The sequence below is a fragment of the Facklamia sp. P12932 genome, assembly GCF_050409545.1.
Lineage (GTDB): Bacteria > Bacillota > Bacilli > Lactobacillales > Aerococcaceae > Facklamia.
This window is the reverse complement of record NZ_JBNUPG010000008.1, coordinates 1-14,504: the sequence shown is the minus strand read 5'-3', so window position 1 is coordinate 14,504 and position 14,504 is coordinate 1. Positions and strand designations below refer to the sequence as shown.

Here is a 14,504-nt window from a genome sequence, read left to right as displayed (position 1 = left end):
CCTCAAATATTAACGCTCTTTTTTCTTCATCTTAAAATTTTTCTTGTTAGACTTTGAATAGTTGCCTTTATTACCACCGGAATATTTATTGCGGTTTGATTTGCCAGACTTTTTGCGATAGTTGTCACGATTATTCCGTTTTTTGCGGTCTGCATTTGGTAATGGTTTTTGCGGTGAAATCGAAACAGCAATTTCACGGCTTTCTGAAACAATTTGTCCTAAAAGGGCTGCTACTAAATCTTCCGCTTCATAGTTAGCTAAAAGTAGTTTAGCATTTTGCCGACTATGATTCACCTGGTCGCCTTCTAATTGCTCATTAATCTGTTCGATAATTTGGTGGATTTGTCCTTGTTGTGCTTCTTGAATGGTTGGTGGTTTCATCGGTTGCATTTGTTTACCGACTAATTTTTCGATGGTTCTTAAATAAGGCATTTCAGTCGGTAAGACAAAGGTTAATGACAAACCTTCATTGCCTGCACGCCCTGTACGCCCGATACGGTGAACATAAGACTCAGGATCTTGCGTAATATCATAGTTATAGACGTGAGTAACGCCTGTAATATCTAATCCTCTGGCGGCAACATCAGTTGCGACTAAGAGTTCTACATTGCCTTTTTTGAAGGCGTTAATCACGCTAGACCGTTTCTGTTGAGTAATATCACCATGGATCACTTCTGCATTGTAACCTCTTAGGTTTAGACCACGGCCGACTTCATCGACACGCTTTTTAGTCCGACAGAAGATAATCGCTTGCTTAGGCATTTGAACGTCAAGAAAACGTGATAAGGCATCAAATTTCTCATCGTCACGGCACTTAGCATAAAATTGCTCAATCAAGTCTGCTGTTACATGTTTTGTTTCAATATGTACATGAGCTGGTGATTTAAGAAATTGATCTGCTAAGTTTCGAATTGCTGGTGGCATAGTCGCTGAGAAGAGTAACGTTTGTCTTGCTTGAGGTGTTTTAGAAACAATCGACTTAATATCTTCAATAAAACCCATATTTAGCATTTCGTCGGCTTCATCTAAAACCAAAGTTTGTACATGCTCTAATTTCAAAACTTTTCGATTGATTAAGTCTAATAGTCGTCCTGGAGTCCCCACAATAACTTGTGGTTTATTACGTTTAATACGCTCAATTTGCTTACCGATTGGTGAGCCACCATAGACCACATAAATACGCGAACGAACGCCTTTTCCTAAACGAAATAACTCTTCCTGAACTTGGATAGCGAGTTCTCTTGTTGGAGCTACCACTAAACTTTGAATATTATCATGGTTGGTTTCCAGTTTATTTAATAAAGGCAGACCAAAGGCTGCTGTTTTTCCTGTTCCTGTTTGCGCTTGACCGATTAAGTCACGGCCCTCCAGTGCTACAGGTATTGCTTTTTGCTGGATGGGAGTTGGCTCTTCAAAACCTAACTCATCAAGTGTTTTAACTAATCGTTCATCTAATTGTAAATCTTTAAATTTCAAATAATTCTTCCTTTTCTTCTATTGATAAGAATTTCAACAAGGGACTGGGTATTTACCCCAGCCCCACTATCATCTGTTTATAAAGTTTTTAAACCTTATGGTTGATCATTGTGTTTTGATTCCAGTTAACGCCGTCACAACGCTCAGTAAGTCAACACCGAAGCTAGACTTAACTAGGATGACATCTTCATTTGATGTCTCTATACTAAGAGCGTCTATCAAACGTTGATGATCTGCTTTTTCATAAAACAACTGTTCCTTTGCAAAAGTTTTTTGCAATTCATCGTATAAATAAGCCATCTGGTCGCCAAACAAGTATACCTTATCTAACACGCTTACGTCCAGTGAATCTTTTAAACTACGATGATATTCTTCACTTTTGGCTCCTAACTCCCTAATATCACCCAAAACAGCAATTTTACGGCCCGCACCTTCTACTTCAACATCAGCCAAAGTATTTAAAACAGCTCGCATGGAAGTTGGACTGGCATTGTAAGCATCATTTAAAAGTCTAGCGCCATTTTTAGTGGTTAACCATTGTACCCGATTGGCTGTCAGTTTAAATTGTGATAATTGGAAAATAGCTTGTTCGGTAGGAACTTCTAATAGTTTAGCAATGCTTAGAGCAATTAAAGCATTAGTAACATTATAGGCTCCAATGATTGGGATCGAACATAACACATTTTCATCAATATTCGTGCGGAAAAAAGTTTTATTATATTCTTGATTAATAGCGTAAGCATAAAAATCGTCACTTTTTTCAAAACCAAAGCAGTAACTTTTAATTTTAACCTGTTTTTTTTGCAACTCTGCTTCAATTAAAGGCTCATTGCCAGGGTATAAGAAAATACCATTGGAAGTGAGACCATCTAATATTTCTAATTTTGCTTGTGTAATGCCTTGCCGACTCCCTAAAAATTCTAAGTGGCTCTCTCCGATAATAGTCACTACAGCAATATCAGGCTCAGCGATTTTACTTAATCGACTAATTTCTCCAAAGTCACTCATCCCCATCTCTAAGACACATACCTGCGTATCTTCAGGCATTTGCAATAGTGTATAAGGCATACCAATTTCGTTATTATAATTCCCTTGGGTTTTATGGACACTATATTTTGAAGTTAAACTCATGGCTGTCATGTCTTTAGCAGTTGTTTTACCATTACTCCCTGTGATACCTATCACAATAGGCTGAATAAGATGACGATAATAATTTGCTAATTGATGAAAGGCCGCTAATGTATCTTCAACCTTGATAACAATTAATTGTTCAGAGGGTGCTTCTTCTATAGGACGTGACCAAAAACAAGCGATGGCACCATTATCTATTGCATTTTGAATATAGTCATGACCATCCGTAGTACCCCCTACTAATGGGACAAAAAGACTAGCCTTTTTGACCTTACGTGAGTCAAACTCTACACTGGTAATTTCTTGACCTAAGACTGGCTGATAATTAAACGGATTTAGTTTTAAAGTCTTGATGATTTCGTTAATTTGAATTGCTTTCAAAGACTCGCTCCCTAACTTTTATAACTTTTCATTTGAGACTTTGTTTTATGTCGGCTCAACCCTAATTGAATGAGTTCTTCAATTAAGTCCCGATATTCTAAGCCTGTTGCTTTCCAAAGACTTGGATACATCGAGTATTGGGTGAATCCTGGCATGGTATTTAGCTCATTAATGTAAATATCATGGTTAGCAGTGACAAAAAAGTCGGCCCTTGCTAATCCAGAACCATCAATCACCCGATAAGCTTTTTTCGCATAGTTTTGAATTTCTTCAGATAGACTTTCAGGTAAATCAGCTGGAATTTCCATTTCAACCGTATTATTAATATATTTTTCGGAATAATCGTAGAAATCTTGGGTTTTTACCAATCGTCCCACACAAGACACGTGAATATCTTCATTACCTAAAATGGCTACTTCACACTCATCAGCACTAATTCCTTGCTCAACCACAATGCGACGGTCATACTTCAAAGCTTCATTAACTGCTTCAATTAGCTGATATTTATCTTGAGCCTTAGAAATCCCAACACTCGATCCCATATTAGCTGGCTTGACAAACATTGGGTACAGTAATGTTCCTTCAGCTTTAATAATTAAGTTTTCTTGCTGATTTTTCCACTCTACATCATCAAAGGAAACATAGGGAACTTGAGGAATGCCTGCTTGGGTAAATAAAGATTTAGAAATGATTTTATCCATACCATTTGCTGAAGCGGTAATCCCTGCTCCAACATATGGCATATCTAAAACTTCTACAAAGCCTTGAATAGTGCCATCTTCACCATTAGGACCGTGTAAAACAGGAAAGACTATGGCATCCTCCTCTTGAATCTCTCCCGGTTTTATAACCACTCCTTTTGAAGGTGTGTTTGTGGTTGACCACTTTGCATGATCGGATTCATTAAATATTAATTGCTGATCACCTAAAGAAGGTTCATTCATTTCCGGCCCTTGAATCCATTGCCCATCTTTGGTGATATAAATCGGCTGCACTGTATATAAATTGTACATAATTGCTTGCGAAATATTATGAGCTGAAATAATAGAGATCTCATGCTCAGCACTTTGCCCACCATATAGTAATATTATTTTCATTGAGTTCCCTCCGTCTTGTCTTCCAACTGTTGGCTTAAGTCTTCGATGCGCCATTGACTGGTTGATTCTTGGTAAATTATCTGTCCAACAGCATCTTTACGATCGAAATTACGTGTTAAATAAGTTAATTCATCCTCAATTATATATAGAGGGATACTCCAAGTATCATTTTCTTTAATGGCTTGTTTTAAATCAATTTTTAACCCATTCATAAATAGGGGGCTTAATTCCTCTACTAGTCTAACGGGCATTGGTGCTATTACTTTTTTCCGTCTTGTAAACCACCCAACATTTTCATTGATTATGTTAGACAGATGTTCACTTAGAGCCCGAGCAAAGCGCCCATAAAAGTGAGACATATGCCGATAATATGTTTTATTTAGGCCATTTGACATGGTTAAATAAACATAGTTATTTTGCAACTTATAAAAGAAAGGTGATCTCAAGGCTTTATTAGCGTGAAAAAGGTAGAGTAGTTCTGAAATTTCAACGGGGGTTAATTGGTGCATCAATTCCATACTATCGAAATCAATCCAATTAGACATTCGACGCCCTTCTTTTTGACAAAGTTCAAAATAGTCTAAAACTTCTGTCTGATTGCGTAGAATTTTAAAATCCGTTTGAACGTCAAAACGACCGAATTCTTCCGGTGCATTCGCTAAAATAATATTTTGTGGTAAATATTGACGATTGAAATCCATTATTTTTAGGCTTATTCCTCGCGTCATAAAATAATTAGTAACGGCATCATAATGCACATAAAGATTAATCCGATTCATTCTCTACCTCCTTTCTTTTAAAGATCGGTAACTCACATTCTACTCTCTTTGATTTCCAATGCAAAGCCTAATTTTAAAGAAGGCATAAAATTATTAGTCAAAAGAGACTTGAGGTGCTTGACGAGCAGCTTCTGGAGCTTCTAAATAAGTTTTCTCGCCAAATCCATGGACTCCCGCTACCACATTGTTAGGAAAAACTTGAACCTTCTCATTATAGGTTTGTACACTTGAATTATAAAGTTGGCGAGAAACTGCAATCTTGTTTTCTGTATCTTCAAGTGATCTTTGTAATTCTTGAAAATTAGCGTTCGCTTTTAGATCAGGATATTGTTCCGCTACGACAAGCAAACGTGATAATGCTGAAGTTAAGCTGTTAGATTTACTATTGATCATTTCTGGACTTGCATCAGCAGGTAGATTAACTAACTGCTGACGCGCTTTGGTCACATTTTCTAGTGTTTGGCGTTCGTGCTCAGCATATCCTTTAACTGTTTCAACCACATTCGGTATCAGATCGTTTCTTCTTTGAAGTTGAACGTCAATTTGACTAAAAGAACCTTCTACCCCGTTACGAGCTTTAATTAAATTGTTATAAACACCTACCCAAAAAAGAGCTATTATACCTATTACACCTAACAAAATATACATAAACATATCCTTAGCACATCCTTTCATATAAATCTATTATAAGCGATTGCAATAAAAGAGTGAATATAAAGCTATTATCTTTAACACCTTAATATCAGCGAAGATGAAGCACCATTATTTATTCTTAGACTTTAACGAGTCAATGAGGATGCCGCTTCTCTATCTAAGAGTACGTAAACATTCCGATGCTTTTGTAAAACACTAGCCGGTAAGTCTGATGTAATAGGGCCTTCAATCATACCTCGTACAGCTTGAGCCTTTTGACTACCAAAGGCCATAATTATTATTTTTTTAGCTTTTATAATAGCTCCCACACCCATCGTAATTGCTTTGGTAGGCGTTTCTTCTTTAGAACCAAAAAAACGTTGATTATCATCAATTGTAGATTGCGTCAGACTCACTAGGGATGTGCCAGCTTCTAAATCGGACCCAGGTTCGTTAAACCCTATGTGGCCATTCGAACCCAAGCCTAATAGTTGCAAATCAACCGGATTGTCTTTAATTACTTGATCGTATCGAGCTAACTCAGCATCGATATCTTTAGCCTGTCCATTCGGAATAAAAGAGCCTTTAAAGGGTTTGTTTTTGAAGAGATGGTCATTCATATAGAAAGCATAACTTTGAGGATTCTCGTCATCTAATCCAACGTATTCATCCAAATTAATTGCAACAGCCTGACTGAAGTCCATATCCGACTGACTTAAAAGCTCATATAATCTTTCCGGGGTCGATCCAGTCGCCATACCATATACATCAGCCCCCTCTTGCTGACTAAGCTTGAATATTTCTAAAGCTCTTAATGATGCCTCTTCTGAACTGTTATAGATTTCAACTCTCATAATAAATCCTCCTTAAGTATTAGGCTTTTTTCTTTTAAATAGTTTATCATTAAATATATATTTAACAAAGCAACATTAAATGACATTCTTCTCAAGCTGGCAACATTCAGGTAACAAACCACATAAATTAAATAATTAATGATAAACTAGTATTAACAAATCATTAGGGAGGAGAGCATAAAAGTGTGTGAGAAAAACAAGCTAAAATTAAACCATTCAAAGACTATTCTATGCTTTATAATGTTGATGTGTTTTTTTATCATCAGCATCAAATCTCCCTATATTGAAACGCAAGCTTCAGGCTTCCACAGGCTATCCAGTCCAGTTGAGACTAATCCCGTTAAAAACCCAAGCAACAAACAAACCACCAGCGTTGAAAAACCCGAGGATGAATCAACAACTACCACCCAGGAAGTGATTGCTCCTACTCCACCGATTACTTTCGATCCGAATGAAAGTACTCAAACAAGTCGTCAAGCTAGTAAAGATGAGTCAACAATCACAAGCAATCAATTAACAACCGTCACTAACGATCAAGAAGATAATGATAATCGTAGTCAAGAAAAAATAACGACAACTCAGGAAAAATCCGAAACCTCTGAGCTGTCCGAGCAAACTACCACTTCTAAAGAAGTGGCCTTCGAAGCTGGTAAATTAACAGTTATTAAAAAAGATACCGTCCCATTGGCGTATATTCTCACTGAATTCGCCACCACCCTTTATGAAAATTCCGATTTTATTCAATCAATCTATTATCAAGGGGCCTTTCTAATTCGCCATCTATTAATTATTCCCGATGCAGACATCTTGACATTATTTGATCATAAAATTATTCGCTGGCTCAATCTTTATGCAGAGTATTTTATGCAAAATAAAACGACTCCATAATCCTTGAAGCGCTACTAAATAAAAGAATATTTTTTCTTTTAACAGTTGATTTTAAAGGATTTTATTAGTATCTTATTTCTATTTTAAATAACTCTTATTGTCCATCTATTCCATTTTTTTGATTATATAAGATTTTCTTATTGTTTTAATAAGCTTTTCAAATGATTTCTCATTAAGTTTAAAAAAATTTATATCACAAAGCTTAATCTTATATGGTTAAGCTTCTTTTTATTAATAAAATATCATATAAAATTTTTAATACTCTAACTATACCAATCGGAATAAAATTAGTGTATAATATTGTTAAAATGATATATTGTAGGGAAGATATAAAATAAGGAGGGTCGCTATGTATATTTCTAATATTAATTCAGCTTCTGTTAAACTAGACAGTATTCAATCCGAAAAAATCACATCCAGTCAAAGTTTCACAGTCCAATCTTCAGATAAATTGGTTTTAATTTATGTTCATAAAGGGGCAGCTGATTTCATCTCTGAAGAGAAAATAGGTGGTTTTAAGAAACGTGATATCATCATCCTAAATCCTAACCATTCGATTGAAATCCAACCAATCCGTAAATTAGAATGGTTTCGTGTTGAAATTTCCGGAATTTTGTTTACTTCATCTGCTGAAATTGAATCAATGGATAATATTTTTATCGTTTGCGATCAATCGCAGACCATTAAAAATTACTTAGATCTTGCCCTTATCGAATATAAACAACCCTTTAGAGGGTCTGAACTTGTTTTAAGAAAACTAATTGAGTGTGTCATGGTTCATGTGCTGAGGCACCATGAACTGTCCATTAAAGACTCCTCTATTCAAGTGCGTCACCAAGAAATCGAAATAATCAAAAACTATATTCGTGAACATTTTTCTGAAAAAGTAACTCTTGAACAGCTTTCTGATATTGTTGATATCAATAAATACTATATGATTAGACTGTTTAAACAACAAACAGGACTTTCTCCCATTGATTATTTAATTCATGTGCGACTGTCTGAAGCAGAAAAACTGTTAGCTCAAACGTCTATTACGATTTCAAAAATTTCTGATATAGTTGGCTTTCATTCTCCTTCACACTTTTCAAAAACATTTAAGGAAAGTAATCATATGACCCCTTCAGCTTATCGACGAAAGTTTTCTAGTTTAGCTTAATAAAACAAAGCGCTCCATGAAAATTCTATTTCATGAAGCGCTTATTTTATTCAATCCCTCTAACTTGGCGAATAACATCTGCAATTTTATGCACATACTTATCCACTAATTCGTCGGTCGGAGCTTCGGCCATTACTCGCAGTAATGGTTCCGTTCCACTTGGGCGAACTAAAATTCTTCCTTCACCGGCCATTTCTTTTTCAACCGATTCAATGACTTGTTGAACTTTTGCTTCTTCTAAAACAGTATGTTTATCTCTAACTCGAACATTGACTAACTTTTGCGGATAGATGATGACCTCTTCTGCTAATTCCGATAGTTTCTTCCCCGTTTCACTCATAACAGCCATTAATTGTACGGCTGTTAATAGACCGTCTCCTGTTGTGTTTAAATTTAAGAAGACGATATGTCCAGATTGTTCACCACCTAAGGTATAACCACCTTCACGCATAGCTTCTACAACATAGCGATCTCCAACATTCGTTTTTATTGCAACCATTTCATTGGCTTCTAAAGCTTTATGGAAACCTATATTACTCATAACCGTTGAGACAATCGTATTATCATTTAATCGTCCTTTTTGCTTCAGATGATTTCCACAAATAAAGAGTATCTTATCTCCATCAACTAGATTTCCCTTTTCATCAACTGCAATTAAACGATCTCCATCACCGTCAAAGGCTAATCCTAGATCCACTTCTTTTTCCTTAACTAGCTCTTGCAAAGCTTTTGGATGAGTTGATCCAACCTGATCATTAATGTTTATCCCATTAGGTCGATCACCCATGGTGTAAAAATCAGTGTCTAAATCAGCAAATAATTGATTGATTAAGGGTGAAGTGGCTCCATTTGCCGCATCAATAGCGACACTCAATCCACTTAATTCAACTGAAATAGTTGATTGTAAAAAGTTCAGGTATTTTATAGTTCCTTCATGGAATTCGTCTATTAAGCCTAAGCCTTCAGCGGCTGGTCGAGGCAAATTATCTTCTTCTGAATCTAGTAGTTCTTCTATTTCTTCTTCTTGCTGATCAGATAATTTAAAACCATCGGTACCGAAAAATTTAATCCCATTATCTTCTGCAGGATTATGTGAAGCAGAAATCATGATCCCCGCTACAGCATTTTGCGTTTTAGTTAAATAGGCTACGGCTGGAGTGGGTACAATACCCAATTGCATCACTTCAATCCCAACTGACAAAAGACCTGCGGTTAAAGCAGCTTCTAGCATTTGTCCAGAAACACGTGTATCTCTTGCAACTAAGACTCTTGGTGTTTCAACAGATTCAGCGTGCTGTAAAAGAACATATCCTCCATATCGACCTAATTTGAATGCTAGTTCTGGACTTAATTCCTGATTAGCAACTCCTCTAACACCATCCGTTCCAAAAAATTTTCCCATTTTCTTCTCCTTTTTAAATCTTATAAGTGAGCTTTCTTAAATCTTTTCATTACGTTACTATTGACTTAATTTCACTGGCTCGATTATAACTTCTACTTTAGCCTCATTGATACTCGCGCTCGAAATACCACTCGGTAAATTCAGTAACCCTATAACTTGACCTGATTCTGTCTGTTCGGAAACATCTACAACAAGTTCTACTTCTTTAATCGGATTAAGGATTTTCTGACTACCAAATAATGTGACTTTATCTTGACCAACAATGGAATAACGATAATTATTTTTTGTATTATCTTCTCCTATAGCAGTAATTTTCAAAGGAAATTCTTTCGAGTTTTGGACAATGTTCACTTGTGCTTTAATATCCATTGTTTCTGAGTTCACATCGAGAGGCTTTCCATCTTTGTCTAAAATTTGTAAGCGATAATTACCTGCAAAGGATTCTGCAACCGGTTGGTTAGAGCGAATACTAATGCCCACAAAATCAATGGCATTAATGGCTCTTTGACTGCCTACTAATTTAACTTCTTTTGGATCAATATTAACAGACTCTACCTTAAAATCTGATTCTAATTGAAGATCATCAAGTGAAACTTCAACAGCAACCGTCACGACTTTACGCTGTTGGACCTCTACTTTTACTTTAGAAGGCGAGATGGTATAAGTGATTTCATCAGGTAAACCGTCTATTAATAATAATAGTTCTTGATCACCAATTTGACCTTTAGAAATTTTATCAGTTTGAACCATAATGTTTTCGCGTGTCACTTGGTTCAAAATATTTTTAGGGCCGTCAAGACGAACGGTCACACTTTCTTTAAGATCACTAACGTAAATATCATCGGGATGATCGCCTAAATATAATGGCACATTATACAAAGTCTCCGATGTATTAAAACTAGAAGCTAATTGAGAATTCACGGCTGCATTACGGGCATTGTTTTCGTTAGTAACAAAAGTATAAATAAATAGAGCAAAAATTAATGAAATAATTCCCACAGCCCAGTTTTTTTCAAATATCTTATTCATTATTTTTGCCTCCTTTACTTGAGCGCATCCTGTTAAAGAGGGTTTTAAACATATTAGAATCTTGACTTTTTGAGTCTTTTTTTTCTATCTCTGTATAAAGATATTTGTTAAGCAAATCATGTAGTTCTTCTTTATCTAGATCACGATGTAAAAAATCATTCTTTACAATACTAATTGCGCCCGTTTCTTCGGATACTATTAATGTCAAAGCATCTGTTTTCTCTCCCAGTCCAATTGCCGCCCGGTGCCTTGTTCCTAATTCCTTAGGAATTAATTTACTTTCCGAAAGCGGTAAATAACAAGAGGCAGACGCAATTCTAAAGTCATTGATAATGACTGCTCCATCATGCAAAGGCGTGTTGGGAATAAAGATATTGATTAATAATTGACTAGAAATTTCAGAATCTAATGTTGTCCCAGTACTAATATATTCTTCTAAAGAATCTTCACCTTCAATAGAAATGAGCGCTCCAATTTTACGCTTTGACATATAGAGTAAGGATTTTTTTAAATCCTCAATTAACTCTTCACTCGGATTTCTTGAAGATTGTCTATTTCTAAAAAGGATTTTCCCTAAACTTTCTAACGCTTTTCGCAATTCAGCTTGGAATAAAATAATAAGGGCGACTACTCCCCATGAAATAACTTGCCCCAATAGCCAATCGATTGTTTGTAAACCAATTCCTTGACTTACAAATTTGGCAAAAATAATTAAGCCTATTCCTTGCAAAAGATTCATTGCCCGAGATTGTTTAGCATAGCCTATTAATCGATAAATAATGAACCAGACAATGAAAATATCCAGTAAACTCACAAATGGATGGTTGCCTAGGAACTGATTGAGCCACTCTAGCATCCTTTCACCTACTTTCAACTTAATTACTATTTTACCATAGTCTCATTAACCCATGGTAAAATTTATTTATTGACCCGCTGCCTTCTTAAAGTAAAATGATCCGGTATAGGATCTAATCCTCCTTCACGGAAAGGGTGACATCTTAAAATACGTGCTAAACCCATTAAAGAACCTTTAAGTGCTCCAAACCGCTCAATCGCTTGAATGGTATAACTTGAACAAGTTGGTGAATAGCGACACGAAGGAGGCGTTAAGGGGGAGATGTATTTTTGGTAGAATCTTATCATTCTAATAAATATCTTTTGCATTTTTTACCTCCAATCATTACAATAACCATTTTCTTCTATTATAATAGTTTATGTAGAAGTTACCAAGTAGGAGGAAAAATATGAACAAATTAGCTACAAAAAAACTACTAGACGCTATGCAGAAAAAAAATATCTCACAATTTTTAATATCTGACCCCTCTACAATTGATTATTTAGTAGGATACCATACAGATCCTGGTGAAAGACTTTTATTATTATCAATTAAGCGTAATGGACAAATGCAACTGATTCTTAACCAATTATTCCCTACTTTTAAGGAAAAAGATAATCTAGCTATTAAATATTATAATGATGGAGAACCCATTATTAGAGAATTAGCTGAAGGTTTAGAGGCTGGTAATATCGGTATTGATAAAAACTGGCCAAGTCATTTTTTAATTAACTTGATGAAACAACATCCTAATGCTGAATATGTAAATGGAAGTCCCTTAGTGGATAAAATTCGTGCTATCAAATCAAAAGAAGAAATTGATATCATGCGAGAAGCATCACATCGGAACGATCAAGTCATGCAAGCACTGATTAAAAAGATAGATGCAACCACTAGTGAAAATGAAATAAAAGAACAACTAGCTTCATTATATAAAGAGTACGAATGCGACGGCTTTTCATTTGAACCGATTATTGCCTATGGACCCCATGGTGCTGACCCCCATCATAGTACCGATGATAGTTTACCTCAAGTGGGACAAAGTATCATCATTGATATTGGATCAAGTTATAAAGGATATTGTTCAGATATGACTCGAACTGTCTTTTTTGGCGAAGTGTCCGATAAGCATAAAGAAATCTATCAAACTGTTTTAAAAGCGAACGAAGAGGCTATCAAACAGGTAAAACCAGGGGTGTCATTTGCATCCATTGACTTAACCGCAAGAAAAATCATCGAAGATGCGGGCTATGGTGAATACTTCACTCACCGCACCGGACATTTTATTGGTAGAGACGTCCATGAATATGGGGATGTTAGCCAACATAATCATAATAAAGTAGAAGTGGGAAATGTTTTTTCAATTGAGCCCGGTATCTATCTTCCAGGTGAAATGGGCGTACGCATAGAAGACCTAGTTGTCGTTACAGAAACAGGCTGTGAAGTCATCAACTTAGCGAATAAAGAACTAACCATTCTGCCTAACAAATAAAAAATAACCCTTGTGGCTAATGTAAGCTGCAAGGGTTTCTTAATTTTTTTAATCATGAAGTGCCAGTCCAGCATCATTTAACCATGCATAGACGAGACCAATAACAAGTCCGCCACCAATAAAGTTTGCAACCCAAGCAACAGTCCAAGCTAAAAGAACAGGCACTAACTGAAGAGCTTCTGCTTGATAATTACTAAAAGCAACTAAACTAAATGATCCAAAGTTAGCCACCACATGTTCATAACCTAAAAACACAAACATGAAGATAGCGCCGAAAACAATAACTATCTTAGCAATTTCTTCTTTGGCCAATAAATAACCAACAATTGCTATGTTTACAAAGGTGTTGGCTAAAATCCCTTCGATGAAGATCAAAGCTAAATCTTTACCTAACTTTCCATTTACAGTAGTAACAATAAAGCTTTCAGCAGTCAATTGACTGAAAGCGCCTGTTTGGGCAACGATAAAGGCCGCTACAAAAGCTCCAACTAGATTACCAAGGGTACAAAATAGAAGAATCTGAACGGTCTTGTTAGGACTTATAAACTTGTGATAAGTACCTGCCGTTAAATACATCATATTTGAAGTAACTAATTCTTGATGTAGGAATAAAATAAATAAAAGACCAAAAGCAAATAGGATTGAATAAACAAACTTGCCAATATGAGGAGCTCCAACATTAATATAATCCGCAGCATAAACGCCAATAGCTGTAGCTAATACTAACATAGCTCCTGCATACATAGAACGTACAAAATAACGCGCTTTACTCTGTTCGAACAATCCAACCTTCTTATTTACAGAAGACTCAATGATCTTAACAAACTGTGACTCATTTACAATATTTTCTCTCATTCTTTAACTCCTTTAAAGTTATTTAACAACATTCTATAGTTTAGAGGTTTATTACTTTATTATCAAGTTAAAATAATAGAAATTATAGCAAGAATAATGAAAATTTAAAGACAGTGAGTGGATATAAGTTTTGAAATTATAACTTAACTAGTATTACAGGGAAATCTTTCTTCAAAAATAAATTGAAGAAAAGAAAAAGCTTTATTAGAAGAAGTTAAAGAGAAATTCTTCGTAATAAAACTTAAAATTGTTTATTTATTTTATAAAAGCCACCTGCCGGGATTGAACCGGCGACCTCTTCCTTACCATGGAAGCGCTCTACCTGCTGAGCTAAGGCGGCAAAAAGAAATCTATAAAAAAAAAGACTCCGCCAGTAGGGCTCGAACCTACGACATCATGATTAACAGTCATGCGCTCTGCCAGCTGAGCTATGGCGGAATAACTTTGATATGACACGCGTGGCAACGTCCTACTCTCACAAGACCAAAGGTCC

General features: G+C 35.7%; 14 protein-coding genes and 2 tRNA genes. 3 read left to right on the top strand and 13 right to left on the bottom strand.

All coding sequences use genetic code 11. The features are described 5' to 3' along the window. Positions 1–9: 9 nt before the first annotated feature. The 6 genes from ACQV2P_RS04860 to ACQV2P_RS04835 all read right to left on the bottom strand — a co-directional run bounded on the left by ACQV2P_RS04860 (position 10) and on the right by ACQV2P_RS04835 (position 6,351). A complete protein-coding gene (locus tag ACQV2P_RS04860) occupies positions 10–1,476 on the bottom strand; it encodes a DEAD/DEAH box helicase (protein ID WP_428873974.1) in 1,467 nt (488 codons plus the stop codon). A gap of 105 nt (positions 1,477–1,581) precedes the next feature. Further along, positions 1,582–2,988, bottom strand: a complete 1,407-nt coding sequence (locus tag ACQV2P_RS04855; RefSeq protein ID WP_428873972.1) for a UDP-N-acetylmuramoyl-tripeptide--D-alanyl-D-alanine ligase — start codon at positions 2,986–2,988, stop codon at positions 1,582–1,584. An 11-nt stretch (positions 2,989–2,999) separates the two neighbouring features. Beyond that, on the bottom strand, positions 3,000–4,085 hold the full coding sequence (locus ACQV2P_RS04850) for a D-alanine--D-alanine ligase (protein WP_428891891.1): 1,086 nt from the start codon (positions 4,083–4,085) through the stop codon (positions 3,000–3,002). Then, positions 4,082–4,864, bottom strand: coding sequence for a hypothetical protein (locus ACQV2P_RS04845; protein ID WP_428873970.1), 783 nt, complete (start codon positions 4,862–4,864; stop codon positions 4,082–4,084). The genes ACQV2P_RS04850 and ACQV2P_RS04845 overlap by 4 nt, the downstream gene beginning before the upstream one ends. A gap of 93 nt (positions 4,865–4,957) precedes the next feature. After that, positions 4,958–5,518, bottom strand: a complete 561-nt coding sequence (locus tag ACQV2P_RS04840; protein ID WP_428873969.1) for a LemA family protein — start codon at positions 5,516–5,518, stop codon at positions 4,958–4,960. Between the two features lie 125 nt (positions 5,519–5,643). Further along, positions 5,644–6,351, bottom strand: coding sequence for a glucosamine-6-phosphate deaminase (locus ACQV2P_RS04835; protein WP_428875116.1), 708 nt, complete (start codon positions 6,349–6,351; stop codon positions 5,644–5,646). 183 nt (positions 6,352–6,534) lie between these two features. Here ACQV2P_RS04835 and ACQV2P_RS04830 point away from each other — a divergent pair, with 183 nt between their 5' ends. Beyond that, complete coding sequence (locus ACQV2P_RS04830) at positions 6,535–7,239, top strand: hypothetical protein (RefSeq protein ID WP_428891890.1); 705 nt, start codon at positions 6,535–6,537, stop codon at positions 7,237–7,239. Positions 7,240–7,588: 349 nt separating this feature from the next. Beyond that, entirely contained in the window at positions 7,589–8,398 is an 810-nt protein-coding gene (locus tag ACQV2P_RS04825; protein WP_428891889.1) for a helix-turn-helix domain-containing protein, read from the top strand. A 46-nt stretch (positions 8,399–8,444) separates the two neighbouring features. Here the strand turns inward: ACQV2P_RS04825 and glmM are convergent, their stop codons facing one another. The 4 genes from glmM to yidD all read right to left on the bottom strand — a co-directional run bounded on the left by glmM (position 8,445) and on the right by yidD (position 11,993). After that, positions 8,445–9,800: a phosphoglucosamine mutase gene (gene glmM / locus ACQV2P_RS04820; protein WP_428875113.1), complete on the bottom strand. Its 1,356-nt coding sequence runs from the start codon at positions 9,798–9,800 to the stop codon at positions 8,445–8,447. A 57-nt stretch (positions 9,801–9,857) separates the two neighbouring features. Beyond that, positions 9,858–10,829, bottom strand: coding sequence for a CdaR family protein (locus ACQV2P_RS04815; protein WP_428894689.1), 972 nt, complete (start codon positions 10,827–10,829; stop codon positions 9,858–9,860). Continuing rightward, positions 10,822–11,685 carry a diadenylate cyclase CdaA gene (gene cdaA, locus ACQV2P_RS04810; protein ID WP_428873962.1) on the bottom strand — a complete coding sequence of 288 codons (864 nt, stop codon included), beginning with the start codon at positions 11,683–11,685 and terminating at the stop codon, positions 10,822–10,824. The genes ACQV2P_RS04815 and cdaA overlap by 8 nt, the downstream gene beginning before the upstream one ends. A 62-nt stretch (positions 11,686–11,747) precedes the next feature. After that, positions 11,748–11,993, bottom strand: a complete 246-nt coding sequence (gene yidD / locus ACQV2P_RS04805) for a membrane protein insertion efficiency factor YidD (RefSeq protein WP_428873961.1) — start codon at positions 11,991–11,993, stop codon at positions 11,748–11,750. A gap of 80 nt (positions 11,994–12,073) precedes the next feature. Between yidD and ACQV2P_RS04800 the strand changes: the two genes are divergently transcribed. Then, positions 12,074–13,156, top strand: a complete 1,083-nt coding sequence (locus ACQV2P_RS04800) for a M24 family metallopeptidase (protein WP_428894688.1) — start codon at positions 12,074–12,076, stop codon at positions 13,154–13,156. 48 nt (positions 13,157–13,204) lie between these two features. On the opposite strand, the gene ACQV2P_RS04795 is transcribed toward ACQV2P_RS04800, so the two are convergent. From ACQV2P_RS04795 to ACQV2P_RS04785, 3 genes are all read right to left on the bottom strand, one after another. Further along, the gene (locus tag ACQV2P_RS04795) at positions 13,205–14,011 is read right to left on the bottom strand and encodes a formate/nitrite transporter family protein (protein WP_428873959.1); all 807 of its coding nucleotides are present in this window, start codon (positions 14,009–14,011) and stop codon (positions 13,205–13,207) included. 267 nt (positions 14,012–14,278) lie between these two features. Further along, positions 14,279–14,351, bottom strand: a tRNA-Thr gene (locus ACQV2P_RS04790). A gap of 25 nt (positions 14,352–14,376) precedes the next feature. Next, positions 14,377–14,449 (bottom strand) — tRNA-Asn (locus ACQV2P_RS04785). Between the last annotated feature and the right edge of the window lie 55 nt (positions 14,450–14,504).